Origin of the sequence: Nonomuraea fuscirosea (assembly GCF_003001935.1) — a bacterium.
In the GTDB taxonomy this organism is placed as follows: domain Bacteria; phylum Actinomycetota; class Actinomycetes; order Streptosporangiales; family Streptosporangiaceae; genus Nonomuraea; species Nonomuraea fuscirosea.
Genome location: NZ_PVNG01000019.1, coordinates 152,407 through 173,150, shown reverse-complemented (window position 1 = coordinate 173,150; position 20,744 = coordinate 152,407). Strand labels below are relative to the sequence as shown.

The window sequence follows — 20,744 nt, the reverse complement described above, 5'->3', positions numbered from 1 at the left end:
GGCCATCCTTTACTTGAGTCAGTTGTTGTCTTCAGCGTTGTCGAGCCCGAAGCGGGCCCGCAACTGGGTTTCGCGCTCCGCGGCCTCGCCGAGTGCGTCGCTAGTAAAGTCTCTCACCTGCCGGAGCATGCCCGCCGCGCCGTCGGCCGTCCTGCGGGCGACATGGTCGGGCCGCAGCGCCTGCAACCTGCGCATCACCCAGAAGGCGAGGAACGCGCCGAGCGACAGGTAGAACAGCCGTCTGATCATCGCGAACGCCCTTCGGCACGGGCTCGCGGCCGGGGCCGGCGGCGGGCCTCGATGGCGCGGCGCACGCCGTAGCCGATCGAGGAGACCTTGATCAGCGGCCCGGTGAAGATGGTCTGGGTCACCGCGCTGAGCTTGGCGGCGTGCCCGCTGACCTGTTGCACGTCCTTGGTGATGGCCTCGACCGCGATCAGCTGCCTGTTGGTCTCGTTGACCGTGACGCTCATGTCGTCGAGCAGCGGCGCGAGGCGGTTGTTCAGGTCGGAGACCGCCTTGGTGGTCTCGTTGAGCAGCTTGGCGAGCTTCACGAGCACCATGACCATGACGCAGACCAGGACGATCCAGCCCGTGGCGGCGATCAGCCCGGCGACCTCTCCAGCGGTAAGCATCCGCGCATCTCCCTCGTACGCTGGGCCGGAACGGCAAGACCCTATCGCGTTCGAGCGACAACGTTAGTGCGGAAGCCGGCCGCGATCAGGCAGCCACGTCGGCCCCTGACGCTTCCGTGACCGCGCGCATGAGGCCGCGAGCGGCGCTGATCTCGGGCACCACCAGGCGTTCCGGCAGTGCCAGCGAAGCCGCGCGCAGCGCTTTGAGCATTGTGCCTGCGGCGTAACCGGCCGCGTGATCCGCCGCCTGGCCGCCGTGGCAGCCGTACATCCGCCGGGCCCAGCCGGGCAGCGTGGCGAACGCCAGCGCGCCGGCGGCGGGCAGCGAGCCGATCGCGAGCGGCCGCGCGAGCAGAGCGAGCGGCTCCGTGAAGAAGCCGAGCGGCCGCGTGAGGAGAGCGAGCGGCTCCGTGAAGAAGCCGAGCGGCCGCGTGAGGAGAGCGAGCGGTTGCGTGAGGAGGTCGAGCCTGAGCGGCAGCACTGGGCTGACGCTGCGGCGCACGGCCCGGCGGGCCTCCTCGGTGGCGGCCAGGCCGGGGCGCAGGGCGTCGACGCAGGCGTCCAGCTCGGCCGTGTCGCCGGGCGCGTCGGCGAGCCCGGCGAGCAGGGCGACACGCCGCTGCTCGGCCACGTAGGCGTCCCGCTCGGCCGCGCTGAGCCGCACGCCGGAGCGGCGGGCCACCTCCAGGTGGGAGGAGACCTCGGCGCAGTGGGCCCAGCGCAGGTTCTCCTGCTCGTCCAGGCGGAACAGGGTCCCGGTGCCGGGGTCGAGGCCGCGGAGGCGGGCTCGCAGGCCGCGTACGCGCTCGTATGCGTGCTCGGCCTGCTCTCGGGTGCCGAAGGTCCGTACGGCGAGAAGATCGAGGTGGTGCCGCAGCCGCGCGTGCGCCACCTCGGGGTCGTCGAGGAGGCAGTTCTGGGCGATGCCACGGATCGTGCGGGGGTGCAGGGCCTGGAGCTGGAAGGCGCGCAGGACGGCGGGCCAGGCCGGGGTCTCGGTGTGGACGCGCCAGGTGATCGACTGGGGGCCGAACAGGCCGCCGCCGGGGGTAACGGTCGCCTTCACCTCATGGTGATGCCCCATGATCGCCGTCTTAGTACGGCTTCGCATGATCCGCCGGAGATCGCTCTTACGCCCGGCTCCATCATCGTGCCGTCACGAGCGCCGCCGTCGTCCGCCCGCTCAGCCCCACCGGCGAACGGCGCTACGAGCCCCGGAGGAAGTCGCGGATCTTGGCCCAGCGTTCGGCCACCGGCGCCTCGGCCCCGTGCCGGGTCGGCTCGTAGTAGCGCCGCTCCCGCACCTGCTCAGGCGCGTATTCCTGGCGGACGAGCCCGTGATCGAAGTCGTGCGGGTAGCGGTAGCCCTCGCCGTGGCCGAGCTTGGCCGCGCCGGAGTAGTGGGCGTCGCGCAGATGGCCGGGCACCTGCCCGATCAGCCCCTTGCGCACGTCGCCGACGGCCGCCCCGATGGCCTTGACCACGGCGTTGGACTTGGGTGCCGTGGCGCAGTGGATGACCGCGTGGGCCAGGGTGATCTGCCCCTCGGGCAGCCCGATCAACTGCACCGCCTGGGCGGCGGCGACGGCGGTCTGCAGGCAGGTGGGGTCGGCCAGGCCGACGTCCTCGGAGGCGAAGATGACGATGCGGCGGGCGATGAAGCGCGGGTCCTCGCCCGCCTCGATCATGCGCGCCAGGTAATGGAGCGCGGCGTCGGCGTCGGATCCGCGCATCGACTTGATGAACGCGCTGATCACGTCGTAGTGCTGGTCACCCTGCCGGTCGTAGCGCACGGCGGCCTTGTCGACGGCCTTCTCCACCACCTCGACGGTGATGTCGTCGGCCAGCAGCGCCGCCGCCTCCAGGTAGGTCAGCGACCTGCGCGCGTCGCCGCCCGCCAGGCGTACGAGATGCTCCAGGGCCTCCTCGTCGAGCGTCGAGTGCCCGCCCAGGCCGCGCGGGTCGGACACGGCCCGCCTGAGCACGGCGCGCACGTCGTCCTCCGACAGCGACTCCAGCGTGAGCAGCAGCGAGCGGGACAGCAGCGGGGAGATGACCGAGAAGAACGGGTTTTCGGTGGTGGCGCCGATGAAGGTGACCCAGCGATTCTCCACGGCGGGCAGCAGGGCGTCCTGCTGGGCCTTGTTGAAACGGTGCACCTCGTCGACGAACAGCACGGTCTGCCGGCCGCTCATGCCCAGCTCGCGGCGGGCGTTGTCGATGGCGGCGCGCACGTCCTTGACGCCCGCCGACACGGCGGAGACCTCGACGAAGCGGCGCTCGGTGACGTTGGAGACCACGTAGGCGAGCGTGGTCTTGCCGGTGCCGGGCGGCCCCCACAGGAACAGCGACATGGGCGCCTCGCTCTCGACCAGGCGCCGCAGCGGGGTGCCGGGACCGAGCAGGTGCCGCTGGCCGATCACCTCGTCGAGCGTGCGCGGGCGCATCCGCACCGCGAGGGGCTGAGGCGTGGCCTCCTCAGCCGCCGAGTCGAACAGGCTATCCACAACGCGAGATTACACGGTGGCGCAGGCCCTCCAGGCCACACCGGCCATGAGGCTCTGGAGCGGCCGTGTCCTGACGACCCTCGCGCCGGGTCGCACCGGCTACGACCAGACGGCCCTGGCGCCGGAGTCGCCGGCCTGGAAGACGAAGTAGCCGGCCGCTCCGGCCAGCAGCACGGTCACCGCCGAGAGGATCAGCGTGACGGGACGGCCGAAGCGGTCGCGGCCGACGGAGTCGCGGGCCGGGCGGGAGGCGTACACGAGCAGCAGGGCGGCGACGCCCAGGCCGAGCACCGACAGCAGCAGCGAGTTGGCGAAGCTCTGGTGCGCGGAGATGCGGGCGGCCATCTCGCCCTCCGCCGAGCCGAACCTGGCCGCCTTGAGGCTCTCGCCGCTCTGCCTGGCCGCGGCGACCGCCGCGGGCGCGGCCAGCGAGAGCAGCACCACCGCCCAGGCCGTGGGAACGCGCCAGCGCGGCACGAGCGCGTACGCGGCCGCGACGACGACCAGCAGCGGAGTCAGGACGACGGCGAAGTGAACGATCAGCGGATGAGCCGGCAGGCCCAGGATCTCGTCGAACATGGGGGGCTCCTTAGTTCTCATTTCAACTACGGATGCCGACACCATATGGTTCGCGACCACAGCAGTCGCACATGCGGCTTTGGTCACTTACATCCGTCACATATCGGAGGCCGGTAGCATGCGCGGAGTTGTTTGGTCATCCGTTGGCAAAGACGAGAGGACATAGCGGTGAGCGGCGACGACCGCCAGAACGAAGAGGACCGCCAGAAAGAGCTGGCGCGGGAGCATAAGGAACGGCAGGCCCAGCGCGCTGCCGCGCAGACCGCCAAGGCAAGGCGGAACACCTTCATCGGCGCGGCGGTGGCCGTTGTCGTGGTCGCCGGCGGCATCTTCGCGGCGACCACCCTGGTCAACAAGGACGGCGCGACGGCCGCCGGGGCACAGGCCTCCGCCTCCGCCTCGCCCTCCGCCCCGGCGTCGCCCTCGGCCGGGCCGACCGAGCTGCCGACCACCACGCCGCCGAAGAAGGCGAGCGACATCACGTGCACGTACAAGCGGGACAACTCGGTGCCGCACAAGTACGTGGGCATGCCGGGCAAGCGGCCGAACCTGAAGCTGTCCACGATGACGATCCGCACCAACCGCGGCGACATCGTGATCGAGGTCGACCCCAACATCTCGCCCTGCTCGGTCAACTCGATGGCCTTCCTGGCCAAGAAGCGCTTCTACGAGAACACCAAGTGCCACCGGCTGGCCAAGCCGGAGACGTCCGGCGTGTTCCTGCTGCAGTGCGGCGACCCGCAGGCCAAGGCCGACGGCAAGAACCCGACGGACGGCCAGGGCAACGCCGGGTACGTCTTCGGTGACGAGGCCGTCGGCGTCGTCCCCTACACCAGGGGCGTGGTGTTCCTGACCCAGCCGGCGGACGCCGCGGGGCAGAACAGCAGCCAGTTCGCCATCTCGCTGTCGGACGAGAACTCCCAGATCGAGCCGGCCTACTCGGTCCTCGGCATGGTGAAGTCGGGCCTGGAGCTCATCGACAAGATCGCCGAGGAAGGCGTGATCGTCAACCCCGACGACGTCACGGGCGACGGCGGCTCGACCGCGCCGAAGAACCCGCTGATCATCAAGCGCGTCATCCTCAAGTAGCGGACGCGCGAAAAGCGGCAGGCCCCCGGAAGGGTGCCTGCCGCTTCGGCGTTACCCGGACCTCAGGCCGGCGCGTCGGCCTTGGGCTGGGCGTCCACGCCGGCCTCCTTGCGCTGGCCGGCCGTGATCGGCGTGGGCGCGGACGTCAGCGGGTCGAAGCCCGAGGCCGTCTTCGGGAACGCGATCACGTCGCGGATCGAGTCGCCGCCGGACAGCAGCATGCAGATCCGGTCCCAGCCGTAGGCGATGCCGCCGTGCGGGGGCGGGCCGTACTTGAACGCCTCCAGCAGGAAGCCGAACTTGCTCTCCGCCTCCTCCTTGGAGATGCCGAGCACGTCGAAGACGCGCTGCTGCATCTCGGCCCGGTGGATACGGATCGAGCCGCCACCGATCTCCATGCCGTTGCAGACCATGTCGTAGGCGTAGGCCAGCGCCTCGCCCGGGTGGTCCTGGAAGTTGTCGGCCCACTCCGGCTTCGGCCCGGTGAACGGGTGGTGCACGGCCGTCCAGCCGCCCTCGCCGTCCTCCTCGAACATGGGCGCGTCGACGACCCACAGGAACGACCACTGCGACTCGTCGATGAGGTCGCAGCGCCGCCCGATCTCCAGGCGGGCCGCGCCGAGCAGGTCGCGCGCGGCGGACCTGGCCCCGGCGGCGAAGAAGATCGCGTCGCCCGGCTTGGCGCCCACCTTGGCGGCCAGCCCGGACAGCTCGTCCTCCGACAGGTTCTTGGCCACCGGGCCGCCGAGCGTGCCGTCCTCCTGCACGAGCACGTAGGCCAGGCCCTTGGCGCCGCGCGAGCGGGCCCACTCCTGCCAGCCGTCGAGCTCCTTGCGGGTCTGGGAGGCGCCGCCCGGCATGACCACCGCGCCCACGTAGTCGGCCTGGAAGACGCGGAACGTGGTGCCGGCGAAGTAGCCGGTCATCTCGACCAGCTCCTGGCCGAAGCGCAGGTCGGGCTTGTCGGAGCCGTAGCGGGCCATGGCGTCGGCGTACGTCATGCGCGGCAGCGGCAGCGGCAGCTCGTAACCGGCGATCTCCCGCCAGAGCCGGCCGATCAGCTTCTCGCCGACCTCGATGACGTCCTCCTGGTCCACGAACGACATCTCGACGTCGATCTGGGTGAACTCAGGCTGACGGTCGGCCCGCAGGTCCTCGTCGCGGTAGCACTTGGCGAGCTGGTAGTAGCGCTCGAGGCCGGCCACCTGGAGCAGCTGCTTGAACAGCTGCGGCGACTGCGGCAGCGCGTACCAGTTGCCGGGCTGCAGGCGCACCGGCACCAGGAAGTCACGCGCGCCCTCGGGCGTGGAGCGGGTCAGCGTCGGCGTCTCGACGTAGACGAAGCCGAGCTCGTGCATCACCTCGTTGGCCAGGTAGGTGGCCTTGGACCTGGTGCGCATGGCACTGGCCACCTGCTGGCGGCGGATGTCGAGGTAGCGGTACTTGAGCCGGGCCTCCTCCGACACCCCGACGTTGCCCTCGATCGGGAACGGCAACGGCGCGGACTCGCTCAGCACCTCGACCCGGTCGGCCACGACCTCGATGGCGCCGGTGGGCAGGTCGGGGTTCTCGTTGCCCTCGGGGCGCACCCTGACCTGGCCGACGACCTGCACGCAGTATTCGGCGCGCAGGTCGTGGGCGTGGTCCTCCTCGCGGAAGACCACCTGCGCCGAGCCCGAGGCGTCGCGCAGGTCGATGAAGACGACGCCGCCGTGGTCACGGCGGCGGGCCACCCATCCTGCGAGCGTCACCTGCTGCCCGGCGTGCTCCTCGCGGAGCGACCCGGCGGTATGCGTGCGGATCACTGCTCTTTCCCTTCATGCGGAGAGGAGAGGGGCGGCAGCGTCCCTGGCTCGCCGGTCACTGCACCTTCCCCTTCAAGACGTCGACGACCTTGGCCAGCGGCACCTCGGTCTGCTCGGCGGTGGCCAGGTCCTTCACTTGCACGGCCTCGGCCGCGAGGTCACGCTCGCCCAGGATCAGCGCGAACGCGGCGCCCGAGCGGCCGGCGCCCTTCATCGCGCCCTTGAGCCCCTTGCCGCCGAAGGCCATGTCGGCGCTGAGGCCCGCCTCGCGAAGCTCGTCGACGAGCAGGAACATGCGGCGGCGGGCGTCGTCACCCAGCGGGACACCGTACACCTGCACGCGCCTGTGCGTGGTGTCGTCGCCGAGCAGCCCCTCGGCCTCCATGGCCAGGAACGTGCGGTCGACGCCGAGCGCCCAGCCGACGCTGGGCAGCGCCGGCCCGTCGAGCATCTCGCTGAGGCCGTCGTAGCGGCCGCCGCCGCCCACCGCGGACTGCGAGCCCAGCCCGTCGTGGACGAACTCGAACGTGGTGCGCGTGTAGTAGTCGAGCCCGCGCACCAGCCGCGGATCGTCTGCGAACGCGACGTCCGAGGCGGTCAGCAGGGCGCGGACCTCCTCGTGGTAGGCCCGGCACTCAGGGCACAGGTGGTCGACGACCAGCGGCGCGCCTTCGAGCTGGGCCCGCACCTCGGGCCGGTTGTCGTCGAGCACCCGGAGCGGGTTGATCTCGATCCGGGCGCGGGTCTCCTCGTCGAGGTCGAGCTCACGCAGGAAGTCCTGCAGCGCGGCGCGGTAGGCGGGCCGGCACTTCTTGTCGCCGAGCGAGTTGACCAGCAGCCTGACGTTCTTCAGCCCGAGCGAGGCGAAGCCGCGCGCCCCCAGCACGATCAGCTCGGCGTCGAGCGCCGGGTCCTCGGAGCCGAGCGCCTCGGCCCCGACCTGCCAGAAGTGGCGGTAGCGGCCGCGCTGGGCGCGCTCGTAGCGGAACTGGCTGCCGGAATACCACAGTTTCACCGGGAGCTGGCCGGTGTGCAGGTTGTGCTGGAGCACGGCGCGCACGACCGAGGCGGTGCCCTCGGGACGCAGCGTCAGGGAGCGGCCCGCCTTGTCGGGGAAGGTGTACATCTCCTTGGAGACGATGTCCGTGGACTCGCCTACGCCCCTGGCGAACAGCTGGGTGTCCTCGAAGACGGGCGTCTCGATGTAGCCGTAACCCGCCCGGCGCAGCGGCGCGGCCAGCGCCTCGCGTACGGCGAGCACCCGCTCGGAGCGGGGTGGCAGCCAGTCGAAGGTGCCCTTCGGTGCTTGGAAGCTCATTAGATCCCTCGTGTGGGACCGGCGTGCGGCGCTGCTTCCTTGAGGTAGGCGTTGGTCGCGCGCTCGCGGCCGATCGTGGTCTGTGGTCCGTGGCCCGGCAGGACGACCGTATCGTCAGGCAGCGGCAGACACTTGGCAGCCAGGCTGCGCAGGATCGTCGGATAGTCGCCGCCGGGAAGGTCGGTGCGGCCGATGGAGCCGGCGAACAGCAGGTCGCCCGAGAACATGATCTCGTCGTCGGGCAGCCGGAAGCTCACCGACCCCCTGGTATGGCCCGGGGTGTGATCGACCACGAGCTCCAGCCCCGCGAGCGGCAGCACGGCGCCGTCGGACAGCTCGCGCACGTCGTCGGGCTCGCTCAGCGTCAGCCCGCCGAACAGCGACGCGCTGGTCTCCGACAGGCCGGCGGCGGGATCGCTCAGCAGGTGGCGGTCGTCGGGGTGGATCCACGCGGGCACGTCACGCGCGCCGCACACGGGGGCCACGGACCAGACGTGGTCGAGGTGACCGTGGGTGAGCAGGACCGCGACGGGCTTGAGCCGGTGCTCGCGCAGCAGCTCCTCGACGCCTTCCGTCGCGTCCTGGCCCGGGTCGACGATCACGCACTCCTCGCCGGCGGCGGGCGCGACGACGTAACAATTGGTCTGGAAGGCCCCTGCGGGGAAGCCGGCGATGAGCATCTGCCTCAGGTGATCTCGTCGAAAAGCCAATGGGAATGTAACCGAAGGGTACCGGTGCGGGTCGCCGGGCTGCGAATCATTACCCGTTGGCCGATACGATTCGCCCACCTCAGTTGATTGACTATGGGAGGCAAAGCGGTGGCCACGGGGAAGGACCGGCAGAAGCAGCTGGCGCGCGAGCACTACGAGCGGCAGATGCAACGCCGCATCGAGCGCGAGCAGAAGGCCAAGCGCACGGCGATCATCGGCTCCACCGTGGGCGTGGTGATCGTGGTGGGTGGCATCGTGGCCGCGGTCGCGCTGCTGGGCGGTGGCGACGCGGGCACGGAGGCGGCCGCCTCGCCCTCGGCCACGCCCGCCGACACCGCCGCGGCGTCGGCGCCCACGGGGCCCAAGCCGTACGACGCGGCGACGGGCACGTGCGACTACGTCAAGGACGCGGGGGGCGGTCAGGTCAAGGACGTCGGCATGCCGCCGACGAAGGTCAAGACGGAGCCCGCCACGAAGAAGATGACGTTCAAGACGAACCTGGGCGACATCGTGGTCGAGCTGAACAACGCCAAGGCGCCGTGCGCGACCAACTCGCTGGAGTTCCTGGCGAAGAAGAAGTACTACGACGGCAGCAAGTGCCACCGGCTCGGCAGCGAGAAGTTCCCCATGCTGCAGTGCGGCGACCCGAGCGCCAAGGCCGACGGCAAGAGCCAGGACGGCTCCGGCGGCCCCGGCTACGTGATGGCCGAGGAGAACCTGACCGGCGCCCAGTACAAGCGCGGGGTGATGGCCATGGCCAAGACCTCGGCACCGGGCAGCACGGGCAGCCAGTTCTTCCTGGTTTACGGCGACATCGGACTCACCCCGGATTACACGCCGGTGGGTACGATCACCAAGGGGCTCGACATCCTGGACAAGGTGAACAAAGCAGGCGTCATCGCCGACATGGGAGATGGGACCGGAGCACCGAAGCAAACCGTCGAAATCAAAGACGTGACAATCGCCGGCAAGAGCTGACGTAATACAAACTAGGGACGAAGTAGTCCCGAAGGGTCTGATGGATAGTGCGGGAGGACACGGTGAGCACCGACCCGTGGGGCCGGGTAGACGACGACGGCACCGTCTACGTGCGTACGGCTGAGGGAGAGCGGGCCGTCGGCTCCTGGCAGGCCGGTGAACCTGAAGAGGCACTGGCCTACTTCCATCGCAAGTACGACGAGCTGGCCGGCCAGGTGCAGCTCCTCGAGCAGCGTGTCAGGGGCACCGACCTGGCTCCGGCCCAGGCCGAGGCCAGCATCGTCAAGCTGCGCGAGGCCGTCGCCGACGCGCACGCCATCGGCGACCTGGCGGCGCTGACGGCCAGGCTGGACGGCCTGACGGAGCTGGTCGCCCAGCGCCGCGAGGAGGTCAAGGCCGCTCGCGAGCAGGCGCGGGTGGAGGCCAGGGCGGTCAAGGAACGCATCGTCGGCGAGGCCGAGCGCATCGCGGAGGAGACCACCCACTGGAAGTCCGGCGGCGAGCGGCTGCGTGAGCTCGTCGAGGAGTGGAAGGCCGCCGACCGCATCGACCGCGTCACCGAGGCCGCGCTGTGGAAGCGGCTGTCGGCCGCGCGCACGGCGTTCGCCAAGCGGCGCAAGCAGTACTTCGCGGGGCTCGACGAGCAGCGCGAGGGCGTGCGGGCGGCCAAGGAGCGCATCGTCGCGGAGGCCGAGGCCATCGCCGGCTCGACCGACTGGGGCCAGACCGCGGCGATCTACCGCGACCTGATGCAGCAGTGGAAGAACGCCGGGCGCGCCTCGCGCGAGGCCGAGGACGAGCTGTGGGCCCGCTTCAAGGGCGCCCAGGACCAGTTCTTCCAGGCCCGTTCGGCGGTCTTCGCCGAGCGTGACGCCTCGCTGGCGGCCAACGCCGAGGTCAAGGAGGTGCTGCTGGCCGAGGCGGAGAAGATCCTGCCGGTCACCGACGTACGCACCGCCAGGGCCGCGCTGCGGCACATCCTGGAGCGGTGGGAGGCGGCCGGGCCGGTGCCGCGCGAGCAGCGCGACCGGCTGGAGGGCGGGCTGCGCAAGGTCGACGAGGCCGTGCGCAAGGCCGAGGACGCGGAGTGGAAGCGCTCCAACCCCGAGGCCAGGGCCCGCGCCCAGAGCACCGTCGACCAGCTGCGCACCTCGATCGAGCAGCTGGAGAAGCGGCTGGCCAAGGCGCAGGCGGCCGGGCGCGCCAAGGACGTCAAGGAGGCCGAGGAGGCCCTGACCGCCCGCCGTTCCTGGCTGGCGGAGGCCGAGCGCACGCTCACCGAGTTCAGCTGAGTCCGGCGCGGGGCGGCGCACTCCCCCTGCCCCTCGCCGGACCACTCGGAACTTTCCCCGCTTCCCCGCAGTTCACCGGCCTTTCCGGCCTTCCGGGGGCCGTCGCCGAATCGGGCGGCGAGCGACGGCTCCTGATCTAGGCTGTGCGGCATGGACCCCGTCGCCGCCGCGCGCGCCCTCGTCGAAGAGATGTTCCCCGGCGCCCTGTACGCCTTCGTCGGCGGCAGCGTGCTCACCGAGCGCCGCACCAGCACCTCCGACCTCGACATCGTGGTGGTCCTCGACGGCCTCGACCGCCCCTACCGCGAGTCGCTGCGCTGGCACGGCTGGCCGGTCGAGCTGTTCGCGCACAGCGAGACGAGCCTGGCCGCCTACATCGAGCGGGGCTTCGAGTCCCGTCAGCCCACCCTGGCCCGCATCTGTGCCGAGGGCGCCGTGCTCACCGACAGGACCGGCGGCCGGGCCAGCGACCTGCAGGGCGTGCTGGGCGAGCGCGTCTCGGCCGGTCCCGGCGGGCAGACGCCCGGTCAGGCCGACCGTGCCCGCTACGTGCTGTCCGACCTGCTCGACGACCTGGCTGGGGCGAGCGATCCCGGCGAGCTGGCGTTCATCGGCTGGGAGGTCGTGCAGGCCACCGCCAGGGCGGCGCTGAGCGTGGGCGGCCGGTGGCACGGCAGCGGCAAGTGGCTGCTGCGCGAGCTGCGCGCGCACGATCCGGTCCTGGCCGACGCCCTGCTGTCCGCCTGCGACGATCCCGTACGGCTGACCGCCGTCGCCACGGATGTGCTGGAACGGGCCGGAGGACGCCTCTGGGAGGGTTACCGGTCCCAGGGTGACCCCTTCCACCAGGGACTGCGTCACGTCGCCGCAGGAGAGCTCTCGGGAGAGACGGCGCAGAGCTCCGGCATGCGCCGGCTGGCCGCCGTGAGCGGCCCCACGACCGGGTCGTCGCGGCTGTGGATGGGGCAGACGCACGTCGCGCCCTCCACCCGCTCGTCCGACCACCACCATGGGGCCTCCGAGACGGCGATCTACGTGGTCAGCGGGCGGCCCTCGTTCGTGTTCCTGGAGGACGACGAGGAGGTGCGGATCGAGGCCGGGCCCGGCGACTACGTCTTCGTGCCGCCGTACGTGCCGCATCGCGAGGAGAACCCCGACCCCGAGCGGGAGGCGGTCGTGGTGATCTCGCGCAGCACCCAGGAGGCGATCGTGATCAACCTCCCGGACCTGCGGCAACGCTGACCACCGCCGTCGCTGACCACCGCCGCCGCCGGCAGCGGGCCGGCCGCGCGGGCGGTCAGCCGCCGGCGCCACGGGGTCAGCCGCCGGCGCCACGGGGTCAGCCGCCGGCGCCGCTCACCCGGTAGACGTCGAAGACGCCCTGGATGCTGCGCACGGCCTTGAGCACGTGGCCGAGGTGCTTGGGGTCGCCCATCTCGAAGGTGAACTTGCTGACCGCCACCCGGTCGCGCGAGGTCGTCACCGAGGCGCTGAGGATGTTGACGTGCTGGTCGGACAGTGTGCGGGTGACGTCGGACAGCAGGCGCGGCCGGTCGAGCGCCTCCACCTGGATGGCCACCAGGAACACGCTGTCGTCGCTCGGCGACCAGCTCACCTCCACCAGCCGGTCGGGCTGGGTCTTGAGCTGCTCGATGTTGGTGCAGTCGGACCGGTGCACGGACACGCCGTGCCCCCGGGTGACGAAGCCGACGATGTCGTCGCCGGGCACCGGGGTGCAGCACTTCGACAGGCGTACCCAGACGTCGGCGTCGCCCGCCACCACCACGCCCGCGCCGCCGCCGCCACGGGGGCGGCCGCGCAGCCGGGTCGGCAGCGAGGTCTCGGCGATGTCCTCCTCGGCGCTGTCGACGCCGCCGATCGAGGAGACGAGCTTCTGCACGACGGTCTGCGCCGCGATGTGCCCCTCGCCCACGGCCGCGTAGAGCGCGGACACGTCGGGGTAGCGCAGGTCGCGGGCCAGCGCCAGCAGCGCCTCGCCGGACATGAGCCGCTGCAGCGGCAGGCCCTGCTTGCGCATGGCCCGCCCGATGGCCTCCTTGCCCGCCTCGATCGCGGTCTCGCGGCGCTCCTTGGAGAACCACTGCCGGATCTTGTTACGGGCCCGGCCCGACTTGACGAACTTCAGCCAGTCGCGCGACGGCCCGGCGTCCGGCGACTTCGAGGTGAAGATCTCGACCGTGTCGCCGTTGCCGAGCCGCGACTCCAGGGGCACCAGCCGCCCGTTGACCCGGGCGCCGATACAGCGATGACCCACCTCGGTGTGCACCGCGTACGCGAAGTCGACCGGCGTGGCCCCCTCGGGGAGGGCGATGACCGAGCCCTTCGGGGTGAACACGTAGACCTCGGAGACCGACAGGTCGAAGCGCAGCGACTCGAGGAACTCGCCCGGGTCGGAGGTCTCCTTCTGCCAGTCGAGGAGCTGTCGCAGCCAGGCCATGTCGCTGCCCGGCTTGACCTTGCCGGTGGGGCCGGGGGCGCCGACCTCCTCCTTGTACTTCCAGTGCGCGGCCACGCCGTACTCGGCCCTGTGGTGCATCGCGTGGGTGCGGATCTGCAGCTCCACCGGCTTGCCCTCGGGACCGATCACCGTGGTGTGCAGCGACTGGTACATGTTGAACTTGGGCATCGCGATGTAGTCCTTGAACCGGCCCGGGACCGGGTTCCACCTGGCGTGGATGGTGCCGAGCGCGGCGTAGCAGTCGCGCACGCTGTCGACGAGGACGCGGATGCCCACGAGGTCGTAGATGTCGTCGAACGCGACGTCTCTGGCGATCATCTTCTGGTAGACCGAGTAGTAGTGCTTCGGCCGCCCCTTGACCACGGCGCGGATCTTCGCCTCGCGCAGGTCGCCGGAGACCTTCTCGATGACCTCCTGCAGGAACAGGTCACGGCGCGGCGCGCGCTCCGACACCATGCGCGCGATCTCGTCGTAGCGCTTGGGGTAGAGCATGGCGAACGCGAGGTCCTCCAGCTCCCACTTGATCGTGTTCATGCCCAGGCGGTGGGCCAGCGGGGCGAAGATCTCCAGCGTCTCGCGCGACTTCTGGTGCCGCTTGTGCTCGGGCAGGTAGCGCATGGTGCGCATGTTGTGCAGGCGGTCGGCCAGCTTGATGATCAGCACCCGGATGTCGCGCGACATCGCCACGACCATCTTGCGCACGGTCTCGGCCTGCGCCGCGTCGCCGAACTTCACCTTGTCGAGCTTGGTGACACCGTCGACCAGCGACCCGATGGTGTCGCCGAAGTCGCCGCGCAGCTCGTCGAGGCTGTAGGCGGTGTCCTCCACCGTGTCGTGCAGCAGCGCCGCGCACAGCGTCTCGTCGTCGGTGCCGAGCTCGGCCAGGATCGTGGCCACGGCGAGCGGGTGGGTGATGTACGGGTCGCCGGACTTCCGCTTCTGGTCGCGGTGGTGGTAGGCGGCGACGTCGTAGGCGCGCTCGATCAGGCGCAGGTCGGCCTTGGGGTGGGTGGCGCGGACCGTGCGGAACAGCGGCTCCAGCACCGGATTCATGGCCCCACCCCCGAACCGCCTGCGACGCACCGACGGAACGCCGGGCGCCTCGGCGTTGCCTGAGTCGGTCACGTCGGGCGCGACCACATCACGGGGCACACAGACTCCTCACGCAGTGACTCCTCACGTTCGAGTCCAGATCCCCCCAGTGTATCCAGGTGGCGAACCTGGGCCGCCTCGGGCCGGGCTCAGACGATCACGAGGGAGTGCAGGTCCACTCCCGTCAGCCGGTCACGTCCTTTCAGGAAGGCGAGCTCCATCAGCACGGCGAGGCCGGCCACGGTGGCTCCGGCCCGCTCCACGAGATCCACGGCCGCCTTCGCGGTGCCTCCCGTGGCCAGCACGTCATCGACGATGAGCACCCGGTCGCCGGGCGCGAAGGCGTCACGGTGGACCTCGATGGTCGCGGAGCCGTACTCCAGATCGTAGGACTCTTCCAGGGTCGCGGCGGGCAGTTTCCCCTTCTTGCGCACCGGCACGAACCCGGCGCCCGCCCGGTAGGCCACCGGAGCGGCGAGGATGAACCCGCGGGCCTCGATCCCCACGATCTTGTCGACCTGGTGCAGCCCCGCCAGCTCCTCCACGACGGCCGCCATCGCGACCGGGTCGGCCAGCAGCGGGGTGATGTCCTTGAACATCACGCCCGGCTGGGGATAGTCGGGCACGTCCCTGATGCGGTCCAGGATCATCGCACTCAGCTCGGTCATCGTCGTCCCTCGCCTCTCTCAACCGGCCCTCTGCCGGGCACCATGATGGTGCATTCCGGCCCCCACCCCGAACCCGAGCACCTCCCAGAACGCCCTGAGCGGCCCGCGAAGCCCTTCGAGCGCACCCGGCCGGGGGGCCACAGGCCGTCCGGCCCGTGAATCCCGCCGGCCGGGGACACGACGACGCCCTCACCCTTTGGCGGGGTGAGGGCGTCGTACGGGAGCTACGGCTATCCCTTGGCTACGGCCGCGCTTTTGGAACTTTTCGTCCCCTTGCCACCGCCGCTCGTGGAGGCGATCCTCCTGGCGATGGCCTGGTACTTCGGCTCGCGCTCCTTGAGCGTCACCAGCAGCGGCGTGGCCACGCACAGCGAGGAGTACGTACCGACGATCATGCCGACGAACAGGGCGAGCGACAGGTCCTTCAGCGTGCCCGCGCCGAGCAGCGTGGTGCCGATGAACAGGATCGCCGCCACCGGCAGGATCGCGACCAGCGAGGTGTTCAGCGACCGGATCAGCGTGTGGTTGAGCGCGTTGTTGGCCGCCATCGAGTACGTCTGCTTGGACGTGTGGCCCAGCTTGGCCGTGACTTCCTTGATCATGTCGAACACCACGACCGCGTCGTAGAGCGAGTAACCGAGGATGGTCAGGAAGCCCAGCAGCGTCGCGGGCGTGACCTCGAAGCCCGACCAGGCGTAGATGCCGGCCGTGATGACGAGGTCGTGGACGAGCGCGACGATGGCGGCCAGGGCCATCTTCGGCTCGAACGCCATCGACAGGTACAGGATGATCGCCAGCATGAACACGGCCAGGCCGATCCAGGCCTTCTGCGAGACCTCACCGCCCCAGGACGCGCCGATCGACTGGATGTCGACCTGGTCGGTGGGGACGCTGTAGTCCTTCGCGATGGCGGTCTGCACCTGGTTCATGGTGTTTTCCGACAGGGTCTCGGTGGTGACTCGCCACCGGTCGCCGGCCGTCTGCACGATCGGCTGGTGCACGCCCTCCTCCTGGAAGGTCTCGCGCACCTGCTCGATGTTGGCGGTCTGCGCCTTGAAGGAGAAGACCGAACCGCCCCTGAACTCCACGCCCAGGTTGAGCCCGTTGATCAGGATTCCGGCCAGCGAGACGGCCAGCAGCAGGCCGGAGAGGCTGTACCAGAGCCTCCACTTGCCGACGAAGTCGACATCGATCTCGCCGCGGTAGAGGCGACGCCCCAGTCCCATCTCAGGCCTCCTGCGGAGTGGTCGTGCGGCCGGTCGAGCCCGCCTCGCTCATGCGCTCGGCGTCGAGCCCGGACAGCGGGTGCCCCTTGGCGAAGAACTTCACCTTGGCCAGCAGGGCGATGAACGGCTTGGTGAACAGGAACACCACCACGATGTCGATCAGCGTGGTCAGGCCCATCGCGAACGCGAACCCGGCCACACCGCCCACCGCCAGGAAGTACAGCACGATCGCGGCGATGAACATGACGGCGTCGGCGATCAGGATCGTGCGCCGGGCACGGACCCAGGCCACCTCGACGGCCGCCCGGAGCGTCCGCCTGCCCTCCTTCATCTCATCACGTATGCGTTCGAAGTACACGATGAAGGAGTCGGCGGTGATGCCGATCGAGACCACCAGGCCGATGATGTGCGGCAGCGAGAGCCGGAAGCCGGCATTGTGCCCGAGCACGACCACCGACGTGTACGTGATGACCGTGGCGACCACGAGACTCAGCACCGCCACGATGCCCAGGCCCCGGTAGTAGAGCAGGCAGTAGACGACCACGAGCCCGAGACCGATGAGGCCCGCGACCAGGCCGCCCTCGAGCTGGTCCTGACCGAGGGTCGAGGAGACCGTGTCGATCGAGCTGCGGTTGAACTTCAGCGGCAGCGCGCCGTACTTGAGCTGGTCGGCCAGGGTGGTGGCGCTCGCCTGGTTGAAGCCGCCGGTGATCTCGGCCCGGCCGCCGGGGATCGGGCCCTGGATGACCGGCGCGGTGATGACCACGCCGTCGAGCACGACCGCGACCTGGTTGCGCGGCTCGGGCGAGTTGAACGCGGTGGTGGTGAGCTTGCCCCACTCGCCCGCGCCCTTGCTCTTGAAGTCGAGCTGGACGACCCACTCGGTGGTGCCCTGGCGGACGCCCGCGGAGGCCGTGTCGATGTCGGTGCCGACGACCTTGGCGATGTCGAGGACGTACTTGTAGGCGCCGTCGGCCTCACAGCCGGCGAACTGCTTGTTCGGGTCGTCCTGGACGCCCTGGCCGCGGTTCTTCGGGTCGGCGCAGTCGAGCTTGTTGAACTGCGCCAGCACCGCCGGGTCGATGCCGGACGGGTCGATGCCGGAGGCGTTGGGGTCTTGGGGCGGCGGCGTGCCGGTCTGGCCGGTCGGGCTGGCCGTCGGCTTGCTGTCCTGGCCCTTCCTGTCCTGCTTCTGCCCGTTCTGCGTGCCCGTCGGCTCAGCCGACGGCTGCGCGGAACTCTGCGCGGACGGCTGGGCCGAGGACGAGGTCGCGGGCGAAGGGGCGGTCAGAGCCGAAGACAGCGCCCTCCCTGTGGGAGAGGCGCTGGGTGTCGATGCCGACTGCGAGCTGGACGGCTTCCCGGCCGGCTGGGAGCCGGTGGGCTGGGCCGACGGGCTGGCCGAGGACGAGGCGCTCGGCGTCGGCGCGTTGGTGGCCAGCTCCTGCGGAAGCTGCGTGGCCGCAACGGCGAGCACCTGACGGAAGCGCAGTTCCGCGGTGGTCGCGACCAGTTTGACGGCCTCGTTCTGACCCACGCCCGGAATGGAGATGATGATGTTGTCGCCGGACTTGGCGACCTCTGCGTCGGAGATTCCGGTGCCGTTGACCCGATCGCGAATGATGTTGACCGCGCGATCGAGGATCTCCTCGGGCGGCGACGCGTTGTTCAGGGTCACGGGCGACAGAGTCACCGTCGTACCGCCGGCGAGGTCGAGTCCCAGCTTGGGCGTGAACGCCTGCTGCAGGAACATCGTCCCGCCCAGGGCGAGGATGAGCGCCAGCAGCACCAGGAGCGTACGCCCCGGTCGGCTGTGGCGGCTGGTCGGTCGGGCCACTGGTCGTCAGTTCTTTCAGATAGGGGTTTGTCGCAGAGCTTAGTCAGGACTGCTTCGTACTGGAGTCCTGGTCGCCGTTGCGCTCCACGGTGGCCTCGGACTCCTTCTTGCCCTCCTCGTCGAGCCCGGTCTCCTGCGCGACCGGCTCGTCCTCGCCGGCCGGGGCGTCGCCGGGAGCGACGACGCGGCCGATGGCCGCCTTCACCCAACGGGTCTCGATCCCCGGCGCGACTTCGAGGACGACGTCCTCATTGTCCACCGTGACGACCGTGCCGAACAGCCCGGTCGTGGTCATGACCCGCGCGCCCGGAGTCAGCGAGTTCTGCATCTGGACCGCCTCTTGCTGCCGCTTGCGCTGGGGGCGGATCAGCAGGAAGTAGAACACCACCACCAGAAGAATCAGCGGCAGGATGCTTCCGAGTTGTCCCATGTCCATAAGGGGCGACCTTCCATTGTCGTACAAGAAGTTGACACCGGCCTCGCGCCGGAAATTCCGTGCGTTGCTTCGGGCCGCGCCGCTCAGCCCGTCAGCCTACACAGCCAGCCAAGCCACGGAGTGTAGGCGCTTGTTGCGAAACGCGGCAACGAGGCAGCGTTTCGGCGCGCGGGGAAGTTCCCAATTTGAAACGGTTGCAACCGTTCTGTAATCAGTCGAAAAGCGTAGCTCCGAACGCGTCGGGTGGTGGTGTCATCCCGAGATGAGTCCAGGCCGCCGCGGTGGCGACCCGGCCGCGCGGCGTCCTGGCCAGCAGACCTTGCCGGACGAGGAACGGCTCGGCCACGACCTCGACCGTCTCCGGCTCCTCCCCCACGGCCACCGCCAGCGTGCTCAGCCCCACCGGCCCGCCGCCGAACTTGCGCAGCAGCACGCCGAGCACCGCCCGGTCGAGCCGGTCGAGCCCTTCGGCGTCGACCTCGTACAGGTTGAGCGCCGCCGAGGCCACGTCGCGGTCGATGACGCCGTCCGCCCGTACGTCCGCGAAGTCACGCACCCGGCGCAGGAGCCGGTTGGCGATGCGGGGCGTGCCGCGCGAACGCCTGGCGATCTCGTGCGCGGCCTCGTCGGGGAGCACGACGCCGAGCAGCTTGGCCGAGCGGCGCAGCACCTGCTCCAGCTCGGACGCCTCGTAGAAGTCCATGTGGGCGGTGAAGCCGAACCGGTCCCGCAGCGGCGCCGGCAGCAGCCCCGCTCTGGTGGTGGCGCCGACCAGCGTGAAGGGCGCGATCTCCAGCGGGATGGCGGTCGCCCCCGGGCCCTTGCCGACCACGATGTCCACCCGGAAGTCCTCCATGGCCAGGTAGAGCATCTCCTCGGCGGGCCTGGCCATCCGGTGGATCTCGTCGATGAACAGCACCTCGCCCTCGGTCAGCGTGGACAGGATCGCCGCGAGGTCCCCCGCCCGTTCGAGCGCGGGCCCCGAGGTGATCCGCAGCGGCGCGTTCAGCTCGGCCGCGATGATCATGGCCAGCGTGGTCTTGCCCAGGCCCGGGGCGCCGCTCATGAGCACGTGGTCGGGCGGGCTCTCCCGGCGCACGGCGCTTTCCAGCACGAGAGACAGCTGCTCCCGCACCCGGCCCTGCCCGATGAACTCACTCAGGCGCTTGGGCCGCAGCGCGGCCTCGATCTGCAACTCGTCGCCTCCGGCCGCCGGCGACAGGATCTCCCTCTCAAAGTCCATCCCGGCCTACCCTCCCCTCCCGCTCGAGCCCACCCTCGGCACACACGGCGCTCACGCCGGCGCTCCAGCCGATCCGACTGACGGCAGGCGTGCCGCTGACGGGGGCGGTGCGGTGGTGATCAGCGCATACGGGTGCCATCCCGACGATGGGCGCCATCCCGGCACGTGCGCCTCTCCCAGCGGCGGCTGGCCGCCGGGGAGCCACGTCTCGCCCGACGGGACTGACGCACCCTGTAGAACCGGCGCGCCGACCGAAGACGACTCGCTCGGTGAAGACGACCCGTCCCACGGAGCCAGCACGCCGACCGGAGCCGGCTCGCCCGACGAGAAGGGCTGGTCCAGTGGAAGAAGTGGCTCGCCGGACAGCGCTTGCTCGCCCAGCGAAGGTAGCCGGTCCAGCGACGGCAACTCGCCCGGCTGGAATGGCTCGCCGGATGGCGCCGACTCGCCCGGTGAAGCTGGCCGGCCCTGCGGCGGCAACACGCCCGACAGGCGTGACTCGCCCACTTGCCGCGGCTCGCCCAACGGGAGTGGCTCGCCCCGAGGCGGCATCTCGCCCGATGAGGGTGGCTCGCCCCTTCGAAGAAGCAACTCGTCTGATGGCACTGAATTGCCCAGTGAAGGCGGCCAGGTCAGCGGCGGCGACTTCCCCGATGGAAACGGCTTGGCCGGTGGCAGCGACCTGCCCGCCGAGGACGGCTCGTCCACTCGCGATGACTCGCCTGGCGGAGGCGGCACGCCCGATGGCAGTGACTCGCTCCGTGGCGGCGGTGGACCCCGTAGTCGTGGCTCGCCCAGTGGGAGAAGCGGCTCGTCTGATGGTGCTGGCTGGGTCGGTGAGGTGCATGCG

At 70.4% G+C, this 20,744-nt stretch carries 18 protein-coding genes; 4 read left to right on the top strand and 14 right to left on the bottom strand.

Going from position 1 to position 20,744, the window contains the following annotated elements:
* Positions 1-18 precede the first annotated feature (18 nt).
* The 5 genes from B0I32_RS37790 to B0I32_RS37770 form a co-directional block, all read right to left on the bottom strand.
* On the bottom strand, positions 19-249 hold the full coding sequence (locus tag B0I32_RS37790) for a hypothetical protein (protein ID WP_106247918.1): 231 nt from the start codon (positions 247-249) through the stop codon (positions 19-21).
* Positions 246-635: a DUF948 domain-containing protein gene (locus B0I32_RS37785; protein ID WP_106247917.1), complete on the bottom strand. Its 390-nt coding sequence runs from the start codon at positions 633-635 to the stop codon at positions 246-248. Before B0I32_RS37785 ends, B0I32_RS37790 begins: the two co-directional genes overlap by 4 nt.
* 85 nt (positions 636-720) lie before the next feature.
* Complete coding sequence (locus B0I32_RS37780) at positions 721-1,701, bottom strand: oxygenase MpaB family protein (protein ID WP_181308243.1); 981 nt, start codon at positions 1,699-1,701, stop codon at positions 721-723.
* A 139-nt stretch (positions 1,702-1,840) separates the two neighbouring features.
* Positions 1,841-3,082 (bottom strand): replication-associated recombination protein A, encoded by a 1,242-nt coding sequence (locus tag B0I32_RS37775; RefSeq protein ID WP_455566293.1) that lies wholly within the window; start codon positions 3,080-3,082, stop codon positions 1,841-1,843.
* A gap of 159 nt (positions 3,083-3,241) precedes the next feature.
* Positions 3,242-3,721, bottom strand: coding sequence for a DUF2231 domain-containing protein (locus B0I32_RS37770; protein WP_106247914.1), 480 nt, complete (start codon positions 3,719-3,721; stop codon positions 3,242-3,244).
* A 168-nt stretch (positions 3,722-3,889) separates the two neighbouring features.
* Here B0I32_RS37770 and B0I32_RS37765 point away from each other — a divergent pair, with 168 nt between their 5' ends.
* On the top strand, positions 3,890-4,810 hold the full coding sequence (locus tag B0I32_RS37765) for a peptidylprolyl isomerase (RefSeq protein ID WP_106247913.1): 921 nt from the start codon (positions 3,890-3,892) through the stop codon (positions 4,808-4,810).
* Between the two features lie 62 nt (positions 4,811-4,872).
* Here the strand turns inward: B0I32_RS37765 and aspS are convergent, their stop codons facing one another.
* Genes aspS through B0I32_RS37750 form a run of 3 tightly spaced genes read right to left on the bottom strand, consistent with a single transcriptional unit; the run spans position 4,873 to position 8,613 of the window.
* The gene (gene aspS / locus B0I32_RS37760; protein ID WP_106247912.1) at positions 4,873-6,615 is read right to left on the bottom strand and encodes an aspartate--tRNA ligase; all 1,743 of its coding nucleotides are present in this window, start codon (positions 6,613-6,615) and stop codon (positions 4,873-4,875) included.
* Positions 6,616-6,670: 55 nt separating this feature from the next.
* On the bottom strand, positions 6,671-7,933 hold the full coding sequence (gene hisS / locus B0I32_RS37755) for a histidine--tRNA ligase (protein ID WP_106247911.1): 1,263 nt from the start codon (positions 7,931-7,933) through the stop codon (positions 6,671-6,673).
* Positions 7,933-8,613 (bottom strand): MBL fold metallo-hydrolase, encoded by a 681-nt coding sequence (locus B0I32_RS37750; protein ID WP_106247910.1) that lies wholly within the window; start codon positions 8,611-8,613, stop codon positions 7,933-7,935. The genes hisS and B0I32_RS37750 overlap by 1 nt, the downstream gene beginning before the upstream one ends.
* A 138-nt stretch (positions 8,614-8,751) precedes the next feature.
* On the opposite strand from B0I32_RS37750, the gene B0I32_RS37745 reads away from it, so the two are divergent.
* The 3 genes from B0I32_RS37745 to B0I32_RS60360 all read left to right on the top strand — a co-directional run bounded on the left by B0I32_RS37745 (position 8,752) and on the right by B0I32_RS60360 (position 12,155).
* Complete coding sequence (locus tag B0I32_RS37745; RefSeq protein WP_342751829.1) at positions 8,752-9,621, top strand: peptidylprolyl isomerase; 870 nt, start codon at positions 8,752-8,754, stop codon at positions 9,619-9,621.
* Between the two features lie 62 nt (positions 9,622-9,683).
* Positions 9,684-10,913 carry a DUF349 domain-containing protein gene (locus B0I32_RS37740; protein WP_106248038.1) on the top strand — a complete coding sequence of 410 codons (1,230 nt, stop codon included), beginning with the start codon at positions 9,684-9,686 and terminating at the stop codon, positions 10,911-10,913.
* Positions 10,914-11,063: 150 nt separating this feature from the next.
* A complete protein-coding gene (locus B0I32_RS60360) occupies positions 11,064-12,155 on the top strand; it encodes a cupin domain-containing protein (RefSeq protein WP_245956267.1) in 1,092 nt (363 codons plus the stop codon).
* A gap of 97 nt (positions 12,156-12,252) precedes the next feature.
* On the opposite strand, the gene B0I32_RS37730 is transcribed toward B0I32_RS60360, so the two are convergent.
* The 6 genes from B0I32_RS37730 to ruvB all read right to left on the bottom strand — a co-directional run bounded on the left by B0I32_RS37730 (position 12,253) and on the right by ruvB (position 19,894).
* Positions 12,253-14,445, bottom strand: coding sequence for a RelA/SpoT family protein (locus B0I32_RS37730; protein WP_106248035.1), 2,193 nt, complete (start codon positions 14,443-14,445; stop codon positions 12,253-12,255).
* Positions 14,446-14,633: 188 nt separating this feature from the next.
* Positions 14,634-15,152, bottom strand: coding sequence for an adenine phosphoribosyltransferase (locus B0I32_RS37725; RefSeq protein ID WP_106247908.1), 519 nt, complete (start codon positions 15,150-15,152; stop codon positions 14,634-14,636).
* 230 nt (positions 15,153-15,382) lie between these two features.
* The gene (secF, locus tag B0I32_RS37720; protein WP_106247907.1) at positions 15,383-16,378 is read right to left on the bottom strand and encodes a protein translocase subunit SecF; all 996 of its coding nucleotides are present in this window, start codon (positions 16,376-16,378) and stop codon (positions 15,383-15,385) included.
* A 1-nt stretch (position 16,379) separates the two neighbouring features.
* Positions 16,380-18,215, bottom strand: a complete 1,836-nt coding sequence (gene secD / locus B0I32_RS37715; RefSeq protein ID WP_245956266.1) for a protein translocase subunit SecD — start codon at positions 18,213-18,215, stop codon at positions 16,380-16,382.
* A 43-nt stretch (positions 18,216-18,258) separates the two neighbouring features.
* Positions 18,259-18,645: a preprotein translocase subunit YajC gene (gene yajC, locus B0I32_RS37710; protein WP_245956265.1), complete on the bottom strand. Its 387-nt coding sequence runs from the start codon at positions 18,643-18,645 to the stop codon at positions 18,259-18,261.
* A 217-nt stretch (positions 18,646-18,862) separates the two neighbouring features.
* Complete coding sequence (ruvB, locus tag B0I32_RS37705; protein WP_106247903.1) at positions 18,863-19,894, bottom strand: Holliday junction branch migration DNA helicase RuvB; 1,032 nt, start codon at positions 19,892-19,894, stop codon at positions 18,863-18,865.
* Positions 19,895-20,744: the final 850 nt, after the last annotated feature.